Annotated in this window: 13 protein-coding genes; 10 read left to right on the plus strand and 3 right to left on the minus strand. The window is 68.2% G+C overall.

What is annotated here, in order from left to right:
• Positions 1-16: 16 nt before the first annotated feature.
• From DMA15_RS28765 to DMA15_RS28775, 3 genes are all read right to left on the minus strand, one after another.
• Positions 17-2,155, minus strand: a complete 2,139-nt coding sequence (locus DMA15_RS28765) for a glycosyltransferase family 39 protein (RefSeq protein ID WP_125515639.1) — start codon at positions 2,153-2,155, stop codon at positions 17-19.
• 133 nt (positions 2,156-2,288) lie between these two features.
• Complete coding sequence (locus tag DMA15_RS28770; protein WP_125515640.1) at positions 2,289-3,467, minus strand: serine hydrolase domain-containing protein; 1,179 nt, start codon at positions 3,465-3,467, stop codon at positions 2,289-2,291.
• A gap of 222 nt (positions 3,468-3,689) precedes the next feature.
• Entirely contained in the window at positions 3,690-7,589 is a 3,900-nt protein-coding gene (locus DMA15_RS28775) for a GH92 family glycosyl hydrolase (RefSeq protein ID WP_125515641.1), read from the minus strand.
• 400 nt (positions 7,590-7,989) lie between these two features.
• Between DMA15_RS28775 and ngcE the strand changes: the two genes are divergently transcribed.
• The 10 genes from ngcE (at position 7,990) to DMA15_RS28825 (ending at position 19,563) form a co-directional block, all read left to right on the plus strand.
• Positions 7,990-9,423 (plus strand): N-acetylglucosamine/diacetylchitobiose ABC transporter substrate-binding protein, encoded by a 1,434-nt coding sequence (ngcE, locus tag DMA15_RS28780; protein ID WP_125515642.1) that lies wholly within the window; start codon positions 7,990-7,992, stop codon positions 9,421-9,423.
• Positions 9,424-9,548: 125 nt separating this feature from the next.
• Positions 9,549-10,478 (plus strand): sugar ABC transporter permease, encoded by a 930-nt coding sequence (locus DMA15_RS28785; RefSeq protein ID WP_240660283.1) that lies wholly within the window; start codon positions 9,549-9,551, stop codon positions 10,476-10,478.
• Between the two features lie 22 nt (positions 10,479-10,500).
• Positions 10,501-11,394: a carbohydrate ABC transporter permease gene (locus tag DMA15_RS28790; RefSeq protein WP_125515643.1), complete on the plus strand. Its 894-nt coding sequence runs from the start codon at positions 10,501-10,503 to the stop codon at positions 11,392-11,394.
• Positions 11,395-11,542: 148 nt separating this feature from the next.
• The gene (locus DMA15_RS28795) at positions 11,543-12,805 is read left to right on the plus strand and encodes an extracellular solute-binding protein (protein ID WP_240659982.1); all 1,263 of its coding nucleotides are present in this window, start codon (positions 11,543-11,545) and stop codon (positions 12,803-12,805) included.
• Between the two features lie 70 nt (positions 12,806-12,875).
• Entirely contained in the window at positions 12,876-13,823 is a 948-nt protein-coding gene (locus DMA15_RS28800; RefSeq protein ID WP_206302864.1) for a sugar ABC transporter permease, read from the plus strand.
• Complete coding sequence (locus DMA15_RS28805) at positions 13,823-14,710, plus strand: carbohydrate ABC transporter permease (RefSeq protein WP_125515644.1); 888 nt, start codon at positions 13,823-13,825, stop codon at positions 14,708-14,710. The genes DMA15_RS28800 and DMA15_RS28805 overlap by 1 nt, the downstream gene beginning before the upstream one ends.
• Positions 14,711-14,905: 195 nt before the next feature.
• Positions 14,906-16,105 carry an ROK family transcriptional regulator gene (locus DMA15_RS28810; RefSeq protein WP_125515645.1) on the plus strand — a complete coding sequence of 400 codons (1,200 nt, stop codon included), beginning with the start codon at positions 14,906-14,908 and terminating at the stop codon, positions 16,103-16,105.
• 131 nt (positions 16,106-16,236) lie between these two features.
• On the plus strand, positions 16,237-17,325 hold the full coding sequence (locus DMA15_RS28815; protein ID WP_240660285.1) for a substrate-binding domain-containing protein: 1,089 nt from the start codon (positions 16,237-16,239) through the stop codon (positions 17,323-17,325).
• A gap of 136 nt (positions 17,326-17,461) precedes the next feature.
• Positions 17,462-18,262: an ATP-binding cassette domain-containing protein gene (locus tag DMA15_RS28820; RefSeq protein WP_125515646.1), complete on the plus strand. Its 801-nt coding sequence runs from the start codon at positions 17,462-17,464 to the stop codon at positions 18,260-18,262.
• Positions 18,259-19,563 (plus strand): sugar ABC transporter permease, encoded by a 1,305-nt coding sequence (locus DMA15_RS28825; protein WP_125515647.1) that lies wholly within the window; start codon positions 18,259-18,261, stop codon positions 19,561-19,563. Before DMA15_RS28820 ends, DMA15_RS28825 begins: the two co-directional genes overlap by 4 nt.
• Positions 19,564-19,579: the final 16 nt, after the last annotated feature.

Genomic DNA, 19,579 nt, shown 5'->3' on the forward strand with positions numbered 1-19,579 from the left:
CGCCGCACCCCGGTCACTAGGGCCTGTCCGCGTCGCCCGGAGTGCAGTGGTAGAGCGTCGGCGAGCTGCCCTTGCCTCTGTCCCTGCCCCGGCCGCTGTCGGCGTCAGCGGCGCTGTCGGGGTCGGCGCCGTACGTCCGGGGATCGACCTTGGCGCAGGCCGACTCCACCCAGGCGCTTATCGCCGTCTTCCAGAACTGCTCCTTGGTGACCAGCGCGAAGCTGACCTCACCCGAGGCCACGCGCTCCCGGTACCAGGTGAGGCTCCTCCCGGTGAGCGGGAGGACGGGCGGGGCCTCGGCGTAGATGTACGGGGCCAGGTCCAGCCTCGTCTCGGCGGACAGCGTGTACTTGGCGGAACCGCCGTGCTTCTGGACGTAGGCGAGGAGCTTGCTCTGGTCGGCGGTCATCGACGTATCGGCATTACGGGCGACGCGGCCCGCGACCCCAGCGGGAGCAGGGCCCGCGGACGCGTCGAACGCCGACCCTCCGTGCCGTTCGTCCAGCACGGAAAGGGACCACGCCGCAGGAGCGGCGAACATCGCGAGGCATCCGGCGAGCAGTCCGGCCGACCCGAGGCGCCGCGCGGCAGGGCTTGGGCGCGAGGTCGCAGACCGCCTGATTGGAACGGTGACCGAGACGAGCGCGGCGAGCGCCCCCACGACGACGACGGGGATGAGCCAGGGCGCGAAGTCCGTGTAGTCGGAGGCGAGATGGACCGTCCAGCCCGCCTCGGCGACGATGACGGCGGGCAGGGTCCAGGCCCGCCAACCTCCTGTCGCCGCGCGGTGGGCACGCCACAGGGCGACGGTCCCCGCGGCGGACAGTGCGGCGAGCGGAGGCGCGAGGGAAGCCACGTAGGCGGTATGCGGGATGAATAAGGCGCTGAGCACACCGGCCGCTGCCGCCAGCCATACGCCCCACATCAGATAGCCGGTGCGGGCCTGGTCGGTGCGAGGGCCCGCACGGTGGCGTACGAAGCCGAAGGCCAGGGCGCACAGCGCGAGGGGGTACAGCCAGCCGATCTGCGGGGTGAACCTGGAGTCGAGGAGGAGCTTGAACCAGTCCGATGGGCCGGGTTTCCCGGGCGGCTGCTGACCACCGTCAGGCCCGTACCAGCCCGGCTCCTTGCTCTTTTCCCCTCCCTTGCCCTCTCCCTCCTCTTCTCTCCTGCCCTCGCCCCTGCGCTCGCCCTTGCCCCCGTCCTTGATCTCTGCCGTCGCCTGCCGCCCGGCACCCCCCTTCTCGCCCCCGTCGCCGGGGCGAGCGAACCCCCCGCCGTCGATCAAGCCCGGAAGCATGCGGTCGAAGCCGTTGTAGCCGAAGACCATGGCGACGGCGCTGTTGTTGGTGGAAGCGTCCACGTAGGGGCGGTCGTCCTTCGGGGTGAAGGTGAGCAGGGCCACCCACGACAGCGACACCGAGAAGAGCACCACGCCCGCCACCGCCAGCCGGCCAAGTCGCTTCCGCAGCTGGACCGGAGCCGCCACCAGGTAGCCGATGAAGAAGGCGGGGACGGCGATCCAGGCCTGCATCATCTTCATCTGGAAGCCGATGCCGATCCACAAAGCGCTCAGCAGCAGCGGCCTGAGCCGGGCGGTGCCGACCGCCTTCTGGTACTGGTCGGCGGCGAGCACCAGGCACATGGTGAGCGAGCCGTCCGGCATCGCGTGACCGAACATCGAGGCCGCCACGGGCGTGACCGTCAGCAGGCCGGAGGCGAGCAGCCCGGCGGCGGGCCCCTGCCAGCGGCGCACCAGCCGGTACATCACCAGCACGGAGATCACGCCCATGACGCACTGCGGCAGCGTCAGGGCCCAGTCATGGAACCCGAAGATCCGCGCCGACAGGGCCTGCGGCCACAGGAAGCCGCCGATCTTGTCCATGGTGAGGGTCGCCGAGGGATCGACGGTGGTGAAAAGGAACGCCTTCCAGCTCTCGGACATGCTCCGGGCGGCCAGGGAGTAGTACGGGGCGAACCCGCTGCTGGTGATGTTCCAGGCGTAGAGCAGCGCGGCGAGCGCGGCGATCCCCAGGAGTCCCGGCCGGGCCCAGCGCGGCTGGTCCGGCGGCGAGCGCCAGAACCGTCCGCGGCGCGGCGGCGTCGGGTCAGCCGAGGGCGCGGTCCTGCTGGAGGTGCTGGTCAGAGACGTCATGGTCGCTGCTGGCTCCTTGCTTCCGGACAGGGCCGCCAAGTGGTCGACGTCTCGCTTCTACCGGTCGCCTGTTGTCCGGCGCCGGTGGGGCAGTTCCGGACAACAGGCTCCGGACATCAAGCTCCCCCCACCCCTACTTCGTCTTGCACAAGGCGTCGTCGATGAGCCGGTCGGTGCGGTCGTCGCGGTCCTCCGCGGCCACGTTCGTGGAACGCATCACGAGGACACCCTTCTTGCCCTTGTCGACGAAGCCGTTGCCGTTCAGGTGGCCGAGCGTGGTCCCGCCGTGGCCCCAGTAGCTTCCGCCGCAGCTCAGCCGCGTCTTGAAGATGCCGAGCCCCATCTCCTGCTTGACCGACGTCTCGCCCTCCTCGGGGGCGGGCACCGTCTTGAGCATCTGCGCCATCTGCTTCGGTGCGAGCAGCTTGCCGCCGAGGAGCTTCTGCCAGAAGCGGGTGAGGTCGTTCCGGGTGGTGATGAGGTCGCCCGCCGCGCCGCCCCAGGTCATGCTCAGCTCGGTGCTCTCGACCAGCGGGCCCTCCGGCTTGAACTGCTGGTAGGCCTTGGCGTGCGGCTGGGGGAGGCCGGTGCGCCTGCCCGGGGAGTAGGTGTCCTTGAGGCCGAGGGGTTCGATGATCCGGGTGCGGACCTCGTCGCTCCAGTGGTGGCCCGTCGCCTTCTGGATGATCAACCCCGCGAGTATGTAACCGGTGTTGGAGTAGCTCCAGCCCTCGCCGGGCTCGAAGAGGGGCTTGTCCCGCAGGGCCAGACGGATGAGGTCGCGGGGCGCGTAGTGGTCGAAGCGGCGCTCCTGGAATTCGTTCTCGTCGAGGACGGGCAGCTTCGCGGCGTAGTCGGGCAGGCCGCTGGTGTGCTGGAGCAGCTGCCGTACGGTGATCCGGCTGCCGTCGTGGCCGTTGCCCTCGACCACGCCGGGCAGCCAGTCGTCGACGGTGTCGTCGAGGCGTATGCGGCCCTCGCCGACCAGTTGCAGCACGACGGTGGAGACGAAGGTCTTGGTGTTGCTGCCCATCCGGAAGTAGCCCTGGTCGGGCATCGCCCGGCCGGTGCCCAGTTCGGCGGTGCCGCTCCGCACGGAGGTGCGGTGCTCGCCCTTCACCAGCGTGGCCTGCGCGCCCACCACGCCGTCCGCGCGGACCATCTCGTCCAGCCCCCGCTGGAGATCGGCCCGCCCGTAGCCGGACCTGCCGGAGCCGTCGGAGTGGGCCCAGGCGGCGGACGCCGGCATGGCGATCGTCGCCGCGACGACGATCGCCGTCACCGATCCCAGGGTGTTTCGCAGGTGCTTCATGGTGGTCGCCTCACATGGCTGGAGAGTGTGTGGTCAGTGCGCTCGTCCCAAGATCATTGAGTCATGGGAGGGCGGTGCACGGCCATGGAGGAGCCCCCCTGGCAGGGGGTATGGAGAACCCCCGGAAGGGCGGACACGGTGGATACGGCGGACACGGAAAAGCCCCACCCCTTCGCCCGGCGTGCGGCGAAGGGGTGGGGCATGAGCCGTCAACTGCCCCGCTCAGGACAGCAGTTCCACCTCCGCCAACGTCGCGGAGCCGACCGGAACCAGCCGGTAGTGGCGGTACGCCCCGGGGTGGGCCACCGTGAAGACCCGCGTCTGCTGGCCCCAGGCGAAGGACTCACCGGAGCGCCTGTCCAGGTCCTTCCACTTCCGGCCGTCGGCGGAGCCCCGCAGGACCCAGCCGCGCGGCGCCTTCGCCTTGTCGGTGGACGACGTCAGCGTGTACTGCACCGCCTTCGTCCTCCCGGCGACCGGCAGCTCCACGGCCGAGTCCGAAGTCGCCTCGGTCGCCGAGGTGTTGTCAAAGAGCGGACCCTCGCCCTTGAGCGCGTCCTTCCTCGGCGAAGGCACCTCGTCGCCCTGCGTCACCGATGTCGGCTGCGCGTTCTTGCCCGCGCCCCACGAGGACGGCTTCGGGCCCATGTCGAACTCCAGGACCCCGCCGCGCGCGATCAGCCGGTGCGGCAGCGCCGTCGACTTCCACGCCTTGCCGTTGACCTTCAGGCCCTGGACGTAGATGTTCTCGGCGCTGTTCTTCGGCGCCTTGACGACCAGGTCGCGTCCGTTGTCCAGGTGCACGGTCATCTTCTTGAACTGCGGTGAGCCGACCGCGTATTCGCCGCTGCCCATCACCAGCGGATAGAACCCGAGCGAGGAGAAGAGGTACCAGCCCGACTGCTCACCGTTGTCCTCGTCGCCGTGGTAGCCCTGGCCGATCTCGCTGCCGGTGTAGAGGCGCGAAAGGACCTCTCGGACCTTCTCCTGGGTCTTCCATGGCTGCCCGGCCGCGTCATACATGTACGCGGCGTGGTGCGCGACCTGGTTGGAATGCCCGTACATGCCCATCCGCACGTCACGCGCCTCCGTCATCTCGTGGATGACGCCTCCGTAGGAGCCCGCGAACTCGGCGGAACCGGTCTCCGGAGTCGCGAAGTACGTGTCGAGCTTCTCGCCGAGGCCCTTGCGGCCGCCGTACAGGTTCGCCAGGCCGCGCGAGTCCTGGGGAGCCGTGAAGGCGTACCCCCAGGCGTTCGTCTCGGTGTAGTCGTGACCCCACACGCGCGGGTCGAACTTGTCCGACGGGACACGCCACTTGCCCTTGGCGTCCTTGCCCTGGAAGAAGCCGGGCGGCGTGCCCGCTCCCGCCGCCTTGTCGTCGAAGAGGTGCACATAGTCGCGGGCGCGGTTGAGGAAGTACGCGGACTCCTCCTTGTAGCGCTTCTCGCCCGTCTTCTTGTAGAGGGCCGCGCCCATCCGGGAGATGCCGTAGTCGTTGAGGTAACCCTCCAGCGCCCACGACAGGCCCTCGTGCGTCTCGCTGCTCGTGTAGCCGAGGAACGGCGAGGACTTCATGCCCTTGCGGCCGACGCCCGAACTGGGCGGTACCACCGTCGCGTTCTTCAGCGCGGCCTCGTACGCGGCCTTCGCGTCGAACTTGACGCCCTTCACGTACGCGTCCGCGAACGCCACATCGGAGGACGTGCCCGTCATCAGGTCCGCGTAGCCCGGCGACGACCAGCGCGAGGTCCAGCCGCCGTCCTTGTACTGCTGCACGAACCCGTCGACCAGCTCGCCCGCCTTCTTGGGAGTGAGCAGGGAGTACGCGGGCCACGTCGTGCGATAGGTGTCCCAGAAGCCGTTGTTCACATACGGCTTGCCCTCGACGATCTTCGCGCCGGTGTGGGTCGGGGTGTCGGGGCCGGTCTGCGGCGAGAAGGGCGAGGCGTACTTGTACGTCGCCTTGCCGCGCTCCGAACGCACTTTCTCGAAACCCGAGTTGGGGTACAGGTACAGCCGGTACAGCGAGGAGTACAGCGTCGTGCGCTGACCCTCGCTCGCGCCCTCGACCTCCACCTTGCCGAGGAGGGCGTCCCACTGCTTCTGGGCGCGGCTCTTCACGCGGTCGAAGGAGGTGCCCGCCGGGATCTCCTGGGCGAGGTTGGCCTTGGCCTGGTCCACGCTGATGAGGGAGGTGGCGAGCCGCAGCTGGACCGTGCGGTCCTCGCCCGGCTTGAAGCGGAGGTAACCGGTGACGTCACCGCCCCCGCCGCCCTCCAGCTTGCCGCCCGCGGTCACGGGCGCGTCGAAGGTCCCGTAGACGAACAGGCGCGTGGCACCCGTCGACAGACCGGACTTGACGTCCGAGAAGCCGGAGACGATCCCCTTCTCCTTGTCGAGGGTGAGGCCGCCCTTCTCCGAGACGTTGTCGAAGATGACGCTCGCGTCGTCACCGGGATAGGTGAACCTCATCATCGCGGCGTGGTCGGTCGGCGCCATCTCGGCCTTGAGGCCGTTCTCGAACGTCACGCCGTAGTAGTGCGGGCGCGCCGTCTCCTTCTCGTGCCGGAAGGGCAGCGCCCGCTTGGTCCGCGAGGCGCTCGGCGTGTCCTTGTCGACGGACGGCATCATCTGGAACGTCTGCCGGTCACCCATCCACGGGCTGGGCTCGTGGCTCGCGCTGAACGCCTGGATCGTCGGCAGGTTGTCGTCGTTGTTGCCGCGCGCGTAGTCGTACAGCCAGCTCAGGGAGCCCGCGTTCGTCACCGGCGTCCAGAAGTTGAAGCCGTGCGGGACGGCCGTCGCCGGGAAGGTGTTCCCGCGCGAGAAACCGCTGCTGGAGTGGGTGCCGCGGGTGGTGTCGGCGTAGTCGGAGGGGTGCGCCTTGGGCTTCGGCGGCGCCTTCTCCTCCAGCGACACGTCGTCGAGCCAGCCGCGGAACTTCGCCGGGCCCTTCGGCGCGTCGTACGCCAGGAGTATCCGGTCGACGGTCTTGCCGCGGGCGACCTGCCCGATACGGGAGGCCACGTTGTTCCACTGGTTGACGTAGAGCACCTTGGCGGCGCCCTGACCGCGCGGGCTCAGCGGGAAACCGTGCTGGTCGGTGGCGCGGAGGTCACTCAGATAGGTGCCGTCGGTGAACGCCAGGTCCACGGCGACGTTCGTGGCCGCGTAGTCGAGGTCGCCCTCGGCCATCGAGGGGAAGACGCGGTAACCCAGCTCGGTGTCCGCCCGCACCGGGACGTCGACGTCGAAGACCTTGTTGTACGAGTAGCCGCGGCCGTCCGCCGTGTGGGTGCCGGCGTAGCGCAGCGCGTGCTTTCCCGTGAACCCGGCGCGCGACTTGGCGGTGGGGGAGCCGCTGGGGCCGCGGTCCACCAGGCTCAGCATGTCCTCGGGGGCGGGGGCCTCGGTGCCGCCGACCGACAGCTGGACGTCGGCGAGCTGCAGTATGTCGGCGGCGCCGTTGTTCGCGGTGATGTCGAGGCGGTAGTGGGCGTACGCGGCGGGGGCGGCCACGTCGTACTTCTTCGTCTTGTGCCGGCCGTCGAACGCCTCGCCCTCGCGCTCGTCGAGGACCTTCCACTCCTTGCCGTCCGTGGAACCCTTGAGCGTCCACTCCTTGGGGTCGCGCTCGGCGTGGTCGTTCGCCGAGGTCAGCGCGTACGTCACTATCTTGGCGGGCTCATCCAGGTCGAACTCGGCCCAGCCGTCCTTGGCGAACGTCAGCCATTTGCTCGTGGCCTCGCCGTCGACGAGGTTCTCGGCGACCTCCCCCGAACCGGCGTTCTCCCCGCTCGCCCGCACCTCGGTGACGTGGTCCATCACGCTGCCGGGCAGTCCGGAGCTGAAGGCGCCGTTCACCCCGGAGGCCTTCTTCTTGCCGTCCGGGCCGGTCTCGACGGTGCTCACCCAGTCCGGCCGAGCGTCCCCTTCCTCGAACGAGGAGTCGAACCCCCGCGCGGCGCGCGGCGCTTGCTCCGGCTCGGCGACGGCGGCCCCCTGTGCCGCCACGACGAGCGCCAGCGCCAGCGTGCCGATGGCCGCGGCCGAACGGAGTCCTCCGGGCGCACCCGGACGGTGGTGTCTGTAACGAGGTCTACGTGCCGTATGCGGCATCCCCGAGCCCCTCCTTGCGAGTTGGACAACGTTGTCACGATCGCTGCGCAAGGTCTAGTAGGGAGTCAAGTGAGGAGTGGTGTCAAGGCTGTTGCGCGGGGCGAACGGGGTCTCCCCGGAGCCGAGATCATGGAAAGTCCAAAAGAAACGCCGCGAAAGTCCACGCGTTCACAAGGCGTGGTGCGAGAGGTTTTGACCAGGGATCTCCGCAGGTCTCAACTCGGAAAACCTCCGGAGGAAACCGGTATTCGATCTTGCCGACCCGACCAGAAATGGACTATACCTGTCGGGCATTCACCAGCCGTTCGGCACCACCGCACGACCCCAGCTTCACACCACCGCGGTGCCGGGGAGGGTCCGGTTCACCGCCTGAGTCCTATGAGAAGGCGAGGACTTGAGCATGGGATCCACCAGCGTCAACCGTCGTGATGTCATGAAGAGGGCGGCCGCCGCCGGGCTGCTCGCGGTGCCCGCCGTGGGGGCGCTCAGCTCCTGCGCCAGCGGGGGCGGCGAGGAGAACAAGGCCGAGAAGGGCGAGAAGAGCAAGAAGAACCCCCTCGGGGTGAAGGAGGACGCGGCCCTCGCGGTCTACATCTTCAACGGCGGATACGGCGACAAGTACGCCCAGTTCGTCACTGACATGTACGCCGACAAGTACCCGAAGGCCGACGCGAACCAGAAGGCGACCGAGAAGATCGCCACCCAGGTGCAGCCGAAGATCGTCCGTGGCAAGCCCACGGCGGACGTCGTCAACAACTCCGGCGCCGACCAGATGAACCCCGGCAAGCTGGTGCACAACAAGCAGGTCGCCGACCTCAGCGAGGTGCTCGACGCCCCCTCGTGGGACGACCCCGACGTCACCGTGCGCGAGACGCTGGTGCCGGTCGTGGAGCAGATGGGCCGCTTCGGCGGCAGGGAGTGCTACCAGCTCAACATCGCCCTGACGGTGTACGGCAACTGGCACTCCAAGAAGCTCCTGGAGGACGGCCTGGACTCCTCGTACCCGAAGACCTGGGACGAGATGCTCGCCGTCTGCAAGAAGGCCAAGGCCAAGGGCATCCACGGCTGGAGCTACCCGGGCGGCCACCCCCGCTACATGTTCTTCAGCATGTACGCGATGTTCGCCCAGCGCGGCGGCCGCGAGGTCATCGAGGCGATGGACTACCTGGAGCCGAACGCCTGGAAGCACGACGCGGTCAAGGACGTCTTCGAGGCCTGGGAGGAGCTGGTCGCCAAGAAGTACGTGCTGACCGGCTTCGACGGTCAAGAGGCCCACACCGAGATGCAGACCGCCTGGACGAAGGAGGGTAAGTGCCTCTTCGTGCCCAACGGCTCCTGGGTCGAGAACGAGGCGAAGGACACCACGCCCAAGGACTTCCGGATGACCGTGGGGGCGACCCCGTCGCTGGACTCGGGCGACAAGATGCCGTTCGGCACGCTCTACGCCCCGGCCGGTGAGCCCTTCATCGTCCCCGCCAAGGCCAAGAACCGCCAGGGCGGCCTGGAGTGGCTGCGGATGATGTACAGCAAGGAGGCGGCCCGCAATCTCTTCGAGGAGATCGGGTCGATGCCCGTCGTCAAGGGCGCCATCGACGGCCTGGAGCTGCCCTCGGGCGCGGCGAGCGCGCAGGCGGCCATCAAGGCGGCCGGTGAGAACGTCGTCATCCCGCAGTTCATGGACTGGTACAACGAACTGTTCCGCGAGGACTTCAACAACATGATCCACAAGTTCATGCAGGGCCAGATCGGCCCCAAGCAGGCGATGGACACCATGCAGAAGGCCAGCGAGCGGATCCTGAAGGACCCCGACGTCACCAAGGTCAAGAAGGCCTGAAGGGCGTGAGGACCGACACCCGGGTGGCCAAGCCCCCGCCTTCGAAGAAGCGGGCGGAGCCCGAAGCTCCGCCCAAGCCGGCCAACGGGCTCCTGCTGTGTCTGGCGTTCCTGCTGCCGCCCGGCCTGACCCCGCGGCGGGTCCGCTACGACCGGCGCTACCGCACGCTCGACAAGTACCGCTTCATCGTGGGCTTCCTGGCCGTGCCGCTCGCGTTCTACGCCCTGTTCGTCGTCTCGCCCTTCCTCCAGGCGATCTACTACTCGTTCACCGACTGGTCCGGCGGCCCGGTGGCGAACTTCATCGGCTTCGACAACTACCGCAAGATGTGGGACGACGAGCGGTTCTGGGACTCGCTGGAGGTCAGCGCCCTCCTGCTCGTCATCGCCCCGCTCCTGACCCTCGTACTCGGCATGTTCTTCGCCTACATGATCACCGCGGGCGGCCGGCACCGCAGGGGTCAGGCGATCGCGGGCGTCGTCGGATCGTCGTTCTACAAGGTCGTCTACTTCTTCCCGCAGGTCCTGTCCGTCGCCATCATCGCCGTGGTGTGGGGCCGCGTCCTCAACACCAACAGCGGCCTGATCAACGGCGGTCTGGAGAAGGTCGGCGTCGACGGCCCGGCGTGGCTCGGCGGCGACCACGCCCTCGGGGTCCTCTCGCTGCTCACCGTGATCAGCTGGAGCTTCGTCGGCTTCTACGTCGTCCTGTTCTCCGCCGCGATGGGCGCGATCCCCAAGGACATCCACGAGGCCGCGCTGCTGGACGGCGCGGGCCGCGCCCGTACGTTCTTCAGCGTCACGCTCCCGCTGATCTGGGACACCGTGCGCACCGGCTGGATCTACATGGGCATCCAGGCGCTCGACACCTTCGCGATCTGCCTCGTGATGGTGCCCTCGCACGTCCTGAAGGTCACCCCGGTCTTCCTCTACGAACGGTTCCGTGACGGCCAGTACGGCTATGCCACCTCCATCGGCGTCGTCCTTCTCGTCCTGAGCATGGTGTTCTCCCTGATCGTCATGCGGGCCGGGAACCGCGACCGGATCGAATACTGAAGACCGCGGGAGCCACTGACTCATGACCACGACCGCCACCACCGCGCCCCGCCCCGGCACCGCCGCCGACGCGCCCCACGAGAAGGGGTCGGGCACCACCCTCAACGTCTTCTCGCACGCCTTCCTCGTCCTGTGGGTCGTGCTCGCCGCCGGGCCCCTGATCTGGGTCGCGCTCACCGCGTTCCGCCCCTCGGCCGAGATCCTCAGCGATCCGATGGGCTGGCCCGCCTCCTTCCACTGGGAGAACTTCACCAACGCGTGGAACAAGGCGAACATCGGCCAGTACACGGTCAACTCGCTGATCATCCTGGCCGGTTCGCTCACCGGCACCATGCTGCTCGGCTCCATGGCGGCCTACGTCATCGCCCGCTTCACCTTCCCCGGCAACCGCCTGGTCTTCATGCTCTTCGCGGGCGGCATGATGTTCCCCGTCATCCTCGCGCTCGTCCCGCTCTTCGCCGTCATGGAGAACTTCGGACTCCTCGACACGCGGGCCGGCCTGATGATCGCGTACATCGCCTACTCGCTGCCCTTCACCACCTTCTTCCTGACCTCCTTCTTCCGCACGCTGCCGACCGGCGTGCAGGAGGCGGCGATGGTCGACGGTGCCTCGCACACGCGTACGTTCTTCCAGATCATGCTGCCGATGGCCAAGCCCGGCCTGGTCAGCATCGGCATCTTCAACTTCCTCGGCCAGTGGAACCAGTACCTGCTCCCGCTGCTGCTCAACAACGAGGACGAGAAGAGCTACGTACTGCCCCAGGGGCTCGCCTCGCTCGCCGTCTCCCAGGGGTACCGCGGCGACTGGGGGGCGCTCTTCGCGGGGCTGACGATCGCCATGCTGCCGGTCCTCGTCGTCTACGCGGTCTTCCAGCGACAGGTACAGGCCGGTCTCACCGCCGGGGCGCTCAAGTGACCTGGTGAGGCAGGTGATTTCAGCTTGGCCACGAAAGTGGTCTAGGCCTGTCGAGGCAAAACGGCGCGTGAGTAGTGTCGGCGCCACGGCGCCGCGGGGGGCGACTGAACGCGCTCAAGTCGACACCGATGTCGAAGGGTTGAACAGCATGAGGAACCGAATGGTCGCCACCGGGGCGGCAACGCTCTGCATGGCGCTGGGACTTACCGCCTGCGGTGGGGACAGCGACAGTGGCGACAGCAAGACGATCAAGCTCGTCGCCGCCGACTACGGCGACAAGGCCTCCAACGCCTCCAAGGTGTACTGGAACCAGGTCAAGAAGGAATTCGAGAAGGCCCACAAGGGCTACAAGGTCGACGTCCAGGTCATCAACTGGAACGAGATCGACAAGTCCGTCAAGAACATGATCCAGGCGGGCGACGAACCCGACCTGCTCCAGACCGGCGGCTACGCCGACAAGGTCGCCGACGACCTGCTCTACAAGGCGGACGAGGTGATGTCCGCGAAGACCCGCGAGAACCTCATCCCCACCTTCGCGGAGGCCGGCGAGGTCGACGGAACGCAGTACGGCATCCCGTGGGTCTCCTCCAGCCGCGTGATGTTCTACAACAAGGACGTCTTCAAGAAGGCCGGCGTGAAGTCCCCGCCGAAGACCTGGGACGAACTCGCCGCCGCCGCGAAGAAGATCAAGGACAAGAAGGCCGCCGAGACCCCCTACGCCCTGCCGCTCGGCCCCGAGGAGACCCAGGGCGAGACGATGATGTGGGAGCTGGGCAACGGCGGCGGCTACACCGACGCGGACGGCAAGTACACCCTCGACAGCGCCCAGAACGTCGAGACCTTCGAGTGGCTCAAGACCAACCTGGTCAAGCCCGGCCTCACCTACGCCAACCCCGCCTCCACCGACCGCAAGACGGCCTTCGCGGACTTCGCGGGCGGCAAGGTCGGCATGCTCAACGGCCACCCGAGCCTCATCCAGATGGCCAAGGGGGGCGACGTCGACTACGGCGTCGCGCCCATCCCCGGCAAGGAGGGCCCGCTGGAGAGCACCCTCGGCGTGGCCGACTGGATGATGGCGTTCAAGGACGGCGGCGCGGAGAAGGAGGGCGTGAAGAAGTTCCTGGACTTCACGTACTCCAAGAAGATGCTGGCCTTCGACGAGATGTACAACCTCATGCCGGTCACCCAGGACGCCCTGAAGACGATGCAGTCCAACGGCGAGCACAAGGACCTGGAGCCGTTCTTCGAGGTGCTGCCCAAGGCCAAGTTCTACCCGCTGGGCGACACCTCGTGGGACCTGGTCTCCGCCGAGATCAAGAAGACCGGCGGCAAGGCCGTCGTCGACGACCCGAAGCAGGTGCTCGGCGACCTCCAGAAGAAGGCGGAGTCGGCGGCGGCCGACACCAAGTAGCCCCTCGGCCCTGCCACTTCCGCCCAGTTCCCCCAGTACTCCCCGTTCACCCGGTTCGCAAGGAGTCCTTGTGTCACTGAAGGCCCCTCCGTCCCCGGCCTCCTCAGGCCGGGGACGGGGCGGGCGCGCGGCCGGGCCGGTGAGCCGCCGCAGCGGCATCGCCCGGCTCGGCCCGCTGCCCTGGATAGCGCCCGTCATCCTGCTGATCCTCGCCGTGGTCGTCTGGCCCGTCATCGAGCTGATCCGCACCTCGTTCCTCAACATCTCCATCGCAGGCAAGGTGCGCGGCAGCGCCGGGACCGACAAGTTCGAGAAGCTCTTCGAGGAGAGCGACTTCGGGGCCGTCCTGACGTGGACCGTCATCTGGACGGTCGTCGTCGTCACCGCGACCATGCTGCTCTCGCTCGCCCTCGCCCAGCTCTTCAACCAGAAGTTCCCGGGCCGCCGCATCACCCGCTGGGCGCTCATCGCCCCCTGGGCGGCCTCCGTCCTGATGACCGCCATCGGCTTCAAGTGGATGCTCAACCAGACCGCGGGCGTCCTCAACACCCTGATGCTGGACCTCGGCCTCATCGACAGCTCCAAGGACTGGCTCGGCAAGCCGGAGACCGCCTGGCCCTGGATGATGGCCGTGGCCGTCTTCGTCTCCCTGCCCTTCACCACGTACACGCTCCTGGCCGGCCTCCAGACCATCCCGCAGGACGTCTACGAGGCCTCGCGGATCGACGGGGCCGGGCCCTGGCAGACATACCGCCACATCACGCTGCCGATGCTGCGGCCCGCGTTCCTCGTCGGCGTGGTCATCAACCTGATCAACGTCTTCAACTCCTTCCCGATCATCTGGGCCATGACCCAGGGCGGTCCCGGCTACGACACCTCCACGTCGATGGTGTTCATGTACAAGCTGAAGGAGACCGACATCGGCGAGTCCGCGGCGATGTCGGTCGTCAACTTCCTGATGGTCGTGGTGCTCGTGCTGATCTTCCTGAAGGTCAGCCGGTGGAACGAGGAGGACTGATGGCCACCACGACGGCGACCCGCCCCGCGCCGAAGAAGGGCCGCACACCCAAGGGCCGCACACCCAAGCGCGCCTTCCGGCCCCGCACCCTGGTCATCACGGCCTGCGCCTGGCTGCTCGCGGCGGTCTTCCTCGCGCCGTACCTGGAGATGATCGTCACCGCGCTGCGCCCCAAGGAGGAGCTGCGGGACCGCACCTATCTGCCCCAGAACCTGGAGTGGGCGAACTTCATCGACGTATGGAAGGAGTCCGAGCTGGGCCAGAACCTCCAGGTCACCCTGGTCGTGGCGGGCGGCGCCACGCTCCTGGTCCTCCTCGTCTCGCTGCCCGCCGCCTACTACACGGCCCGCATGCGCTACCGCGGCCGCAAGCTCTTCCTGCTCCTGGTCCTGGTCACCCAGATGTTCCAGCCCACGGCCCTGCTGGTCGGCCTCTACCGCGAATTCCACCAGCTGGACATGTTGAACTCTGTCTGGACGCTGATCCTCACCAACGCGGCGTTCAACCTCGCCTTCGCGGTGTGGATCCTGACGGCCTACATCAGCTCGATCCCGCCCGAGCTGGAGGAGGCCGCCATGGTGGACGGCACCAGCCGCTTCGGCGCGATGATCAAGGTGACGCTGCCGCTCGCACTCCCCGGCGTGGTGACGGCCGTGATCTTCACCTTCATCACCTCCTGGAACGAGTTCGTGATGGGTCTGACCCTCACCACGGAACCGGACAAGCAGCCGCTGACGGTCGGCATCAGCAATTTCATCGGCAACTACACGGTCCAGTGGAACTACCTCTTCGCCGCGTCCGTGGTCGCGATCGTGCCGGTCATCGTGCTGTTCGCCTTCATCGAGCGGCATGTGGTGTCGGGGCTCACGGCGGGGTCGGTGAAGTAGCCTTCGGCGCCAGGGCGGGCCGGGGCCCGGCGGGGAGCGGAATGCCTCCCGCCGGGCCCCGGCCCTTTCCGCGTTCGATCGACTGTTTTTCCGTCAAGGACTTGACTGCGCCAACCCCTTCATCGGAGCTTGGAGTTCACAACTTGTACGGGCGGCCCTGGTGCCGTACGTCATACGGCAAAGGTGGAAGAGTCAATGGAGACTCCGGGGTCGCAGTCCTCTCTGCACCGGGCCAATCTGGAGCGGGTCGTACGAGCCGTACGCCTTGCCGGATCGCTCACGCAGGCGGAGATCGCGCGGACGACGGGCCTGTCGGCGGCGACGGTCTCCAATATCGTGCGGGAGCTGAAGGACGGCGGGACGGTCGAGGTCACGCCCACCTCGGCGGGGGGCAGGCGGGCCCGCAGCGTCTCGCTCAGCGGTGACGCCGGCATCGTCATCGGCGTCGACTTCGGCCACACCCACCTGCGCGTCGCCGTCGGCAACCTCGCCCACCAGGTGCTCGCCGAGGAGGCCGAGCCGCTGGACGTCGACGCGTCCGCCGCGCAGGGCTTCGACCGGGCCGAGCAGCTGGTCAGCAGGTTGATCGCGGCCACCGGAGTGGACCCCACGAAGATCGCGGGCGTGGGGCTCGGCGTGCCCGGGCCCATCGACGTGGAGTCCGGGACGCTCGGCTCGACCTCGATCCTGCCGGGCTGGACCGGCACCAAGCCCGCCGAGGAGCTGGGCGCCCGCCTCGGCGTGCCGGTGCACGTGGACAACGACGCCAACCTCGGCGCGCTCGGCGAGCTGGTCTGGGGCAGCGGCCGCGGGGTCAAGGACCTGGCGTACATCAAGGTCGCCAGCGGTGTCGGCGCGGGGCTCGTGATCAGCGGGCGGATCTACCGGGGGCCCGGCGGTACGGCGGGGGAGATCGGGCACATCACCCTGGACGAGTCCGGGCCGGTCTGCCGGTGCGGCAACCGCGGCTGCCTGGAGACCTTCACCGCCGCCCGCTATGTCCTGCCGCTGCTCCAGTCCAGCCACGGCACGGATCTGACCATGGAGCGCGTGGTGGGGCTCGCCCGGGACGGCGACCCGGGGTGCCGGCGCGTGATCGCCGACGTCGGGCGGCACATCGGCAGCGGCGTGGCCAATCTCTGCAACCTCCTCAACCCCTCCCGGGTCGTCCTCGGCGGAGACCTCGCGGAAGCCGGTGAGCTGGTGCTCGGCCCGATCAGGGAGTCCGTCGGGCGGTACGCGATCCCGAGCGCGGCGCGTCAACTGACCGTGCTTCCCGGGGCCCTTGGCGGCCGCGCCGAGGTGCTCGGCGCGCTGGCCCTCGCCCTCAGCGAAATGGGTGATTCAACCCTTTTGGACGGATCGCTCCCCGCCGGGGCTCCTGTCTTCACTTAGATAACGCATGGCACCGTTGTCATCTCGTTAAGGATTTACTCCTTGACGCTGGTGTGGCGGCCGAGTTGACTTCGAGCCACCTCGGCCGCAACGACGCGGCCTCGTCAGGGAGGCACCCCACCATGAACGCAATGACGCGTCGCGTCGTCATAGGCACGGCCGCGGTTTCGATGGCACTGGCCATGACCGCGTGCGGCAAGGCCGGAGACGGCGAAGACAAGAGCAGCGGCGGCGACAGCAAGACCATCGGTCTGCTGCTCCCCGAGAACAAGACGACCCGGTACGAGACCTTCGACCGCCCCATTATGGAGGCGAAGATCAAGGAACTCTGCTCGGACTGCGAGATCAAGTACAACAACGCCGCTCAGGACATCGAGAACCAGAAGAAGCAGTTCGACGCCCTCATCACCCAGGGCGTCAAGGTGATCATTCTGGACGCCGTCGACTACAAGTCGACGAAGTCCTGGGTCGAGCGGGCCGACAAGCAGGGCGTGAAGGTCGTCGCGTACGACCGCCTCGCCGAGGGCCCCCTCGCCGCCTACGTCTCGTACGACAACGAGAAGATCGGCCGCCTCCAGGGCGGGGCCATGGTCAAGGCGCTCGGCGCCGAGGCCAAGGACGCCAACGTCGTCATGATCAACGGCTCGCCGACCGACCCGAACGCCCCCTTCTTCAAGAAGGGCGCCCACTCGGTGCTCGACAAGAAGGTCAAGAAGATCGCGTACGAGCAGGACATCCCGGACTGGTCGCCCGACGAGGCGAACAAGAAGATGTCCTCCGCGATCGACAAGCTCGGCAAGGACGGCATCCAGGGCGTCTACGCCGCCAACGACGGCATGGCGGGCGGCGTGATCACCGCGCTGAAGCAGCGCGGCATCAAGGTCCCGGTCGGTGGCCAGGACGCCGAACTCGCGGGCGTGCAGCGCCTGTTGAGCGGCGACCAGGACTACACGATCTACAAGGAGATCAAGCCGGAGGCCGAGACCACCGCCGAGATCGCCGTGGCCCTGCTCAAGGGCAAGGCCATCGACGCCCTCACCGACCGCAAGGTCGACTCGCTCAGCGGCGACTTCAAGGGCATCCCGGCCAAGCTCTACGACGCGCAGGCGATCACCAAGAACGAGGTCGCCGACACGATCGTCAAGGACAAGGTCTACAAGGTCAGCGAGATCTGCACCGCCCAGTACAAGAAGGCGTGCGACGCGGTGGGCATCAAGTAACTCCCGCTCGCGGTAAAGCCGTTCGCACGAAGTGAACTCCGGGGGGCGCTCGAGAGAGCGCTCCCTGGGGCCCGTGCCCTGTTGAGGGCACTGCTCTTGCTGCACCACCATTCCCCGCCCCCGGGCGGCGAAGGAGATGATTCACGTGTCCGCTACGCCCGTGCTGGCGTTGCGCGGGGTCTCCAAGCGGTTCGGCGCCGTCCAGGCGCTCACGGACGTAGACCTCGAAATCCACACCGGTGAGGTGGTCGCCCTGGTCGGCGACAACGGCGCCGGCAAGTCCACCCTCGTCAAGACGATCTCGGGCGTTCACCCGATCGACGACGGCACCATCGAGTGGGAGGGCCGCCCGGTCCGCATCGGCCGGCCGCACGACGCCCAGAACCTCGGCGTGGCCACCGTCTACCAGGACCTCGCCCTCTGCGACAACCTCGACGTCGTCGCCAACCTCTTCCTCGGCAGCGAGCTGAAGAGCGCCTCCGTCCTGGACGAGATCAAGATGGAGAAGCGGGCCAGGGAGCTGCTCGACACCCTCTCCATCCGCATCCCCAGCGTCCGCATCCCCGTCGCGGCGCTCTCCGGCGGTCAGCGCCAGGTCGTCGCCATCGCCCGCGCGCTGGTCGGCGACCCCAAGGTCGTCATCCTCGACGAGCCCACCGCGGCCCTCGGCGTCGAGCAGACCGCGCAGGTCCTCGACCTGGTGGAGCGGCTGCGCGAGCGCGGCCACGGCGTGATCCTCATCAGCCACAACATGGCCGATGTGCGCGCCGTCGCGGACAAGGTCGCGGTGCTGCGGCTCGGCCGCAACAACGGCACGTTCTCCGTCGCCGACACCACCAACGAAGAGGTCATCGCCGCGATCACCGGCGCCACGGACAACGCCGTGACCCGCCGCAAGGCGCGTACGGCCACGGCACCGAAGGAGGACGCGAAGTGAGCGACCTCGCCAAGACCCCGACAAGCAAGAACTCCGGCGCCCCGGGCGACACCCCGCCCCCGGCGGCCCCGGTCCCCGCGGTCGACCCGCGCCTGCTCGTGCGCGAGGAGGGCCTGGCCGGCTACTGGAGCGAGTTCAAGCGCAAGATGCGCGGCGGTGAGCTGGGCTCGCTGCCCGTCGTCATCGGCCTGATCGTCATCGCGGTCGTCTTCCAGCTGAAGAACGACCACTTCCTGGACGCGAGCAGCCTCGCGAACATCGCGGTCTTCACCTCCGGCCTCGGCATCATGGCCGTCGGCATCGTCTTCGTCCTGCTGCTCGGCGAGATCGACCTCTCGGTCGGCTCGGTCGCCGGTATGGGCGCGGCGGTCTGGGCCGTGCTGAGCGTCACCCACGACCTGAACGACTGGCTCGCCGTCGTCATGGCCGTCCTGGCCGGCCTGGTCATCGGCGCCGTCCACGGATTCTTCTTCGCCAAGATCGGCGTGCCCGCCTTCGTGGTCACCCTGGCGGGCTTCCTCGGCTGGAGCGGTCTGCAGATCTGGCTGATGGGCGGCGAGGGCAGCATCAACACGCCCGAGGGCAGCGTCGTCGAGGACCTGACCGGGCACTTCTTCGCGGAGAAGGGCGCGGCCTACGGTCTCGCCGCCGTCGCGATCCTCGCCTACGCCGCCTCCCTGCTGCTCGACAGCAAGCGCCGCAAGGCCGCGGGGCTGCCCTCGCGCCCGGTCAGCGAGATCGTGCTGCGCACGGTCGTCGTCGCCGTCCTCGCGGGCGGTGCCGCGTACGTCCTGAACGAGCCGGCCGGAGCCCGCGGCCTGCCGCTGGCCCTGGTGCTCTTCCTCGCCGTGCTGGTGATCGCGGACTTCGTGGCGCGGCGCACCACCTTCGGCCGCCAGGTCTTCGCGGTCGGCGGCAACGCCGAGGCGGCGCGCCGGGCCGGTATCAACGTCGACCGGGTCCGGATCATCGTCTTCGCGGTCTCCGGGATGCTGGCGGCCTTCGGCGGCCTGTTCATCGCGAGCCTGTCCGGCGGTGCCACGAAGAGCCTGGGCGGCGGCAACACGCTGATGATGGTGATCGCGGCGGCCGTCATCGGCGGGACGAGCCTCTTCGGCGGGCGCGGCAAGGTGTGGTCCGCGCTGCTCGGCATGCTGGTGATCCAGTCCATTCAGCAGGGGCTGAATCTGCTCGGTATGGCCAGTGAGATCCAGTACATGATCACGGGGGCGGTTCTCCTTGCTGCCGTGGTCATTGACTCTGTTTCGCGGCGTACGCAGAAGTCCGCGGGGCGCGCGTAGCGGTCCCCTGGGCGGG

This window comes from Streptomyces sp. WAC 01529, from assembly GCF_003945545.1.
Lineage (GTDB): Bacteria > Actinomycetota > Actinomycetes > Streptomycetales > Streptomycetaceae > Streptomyces > Streptomyces anatolicus.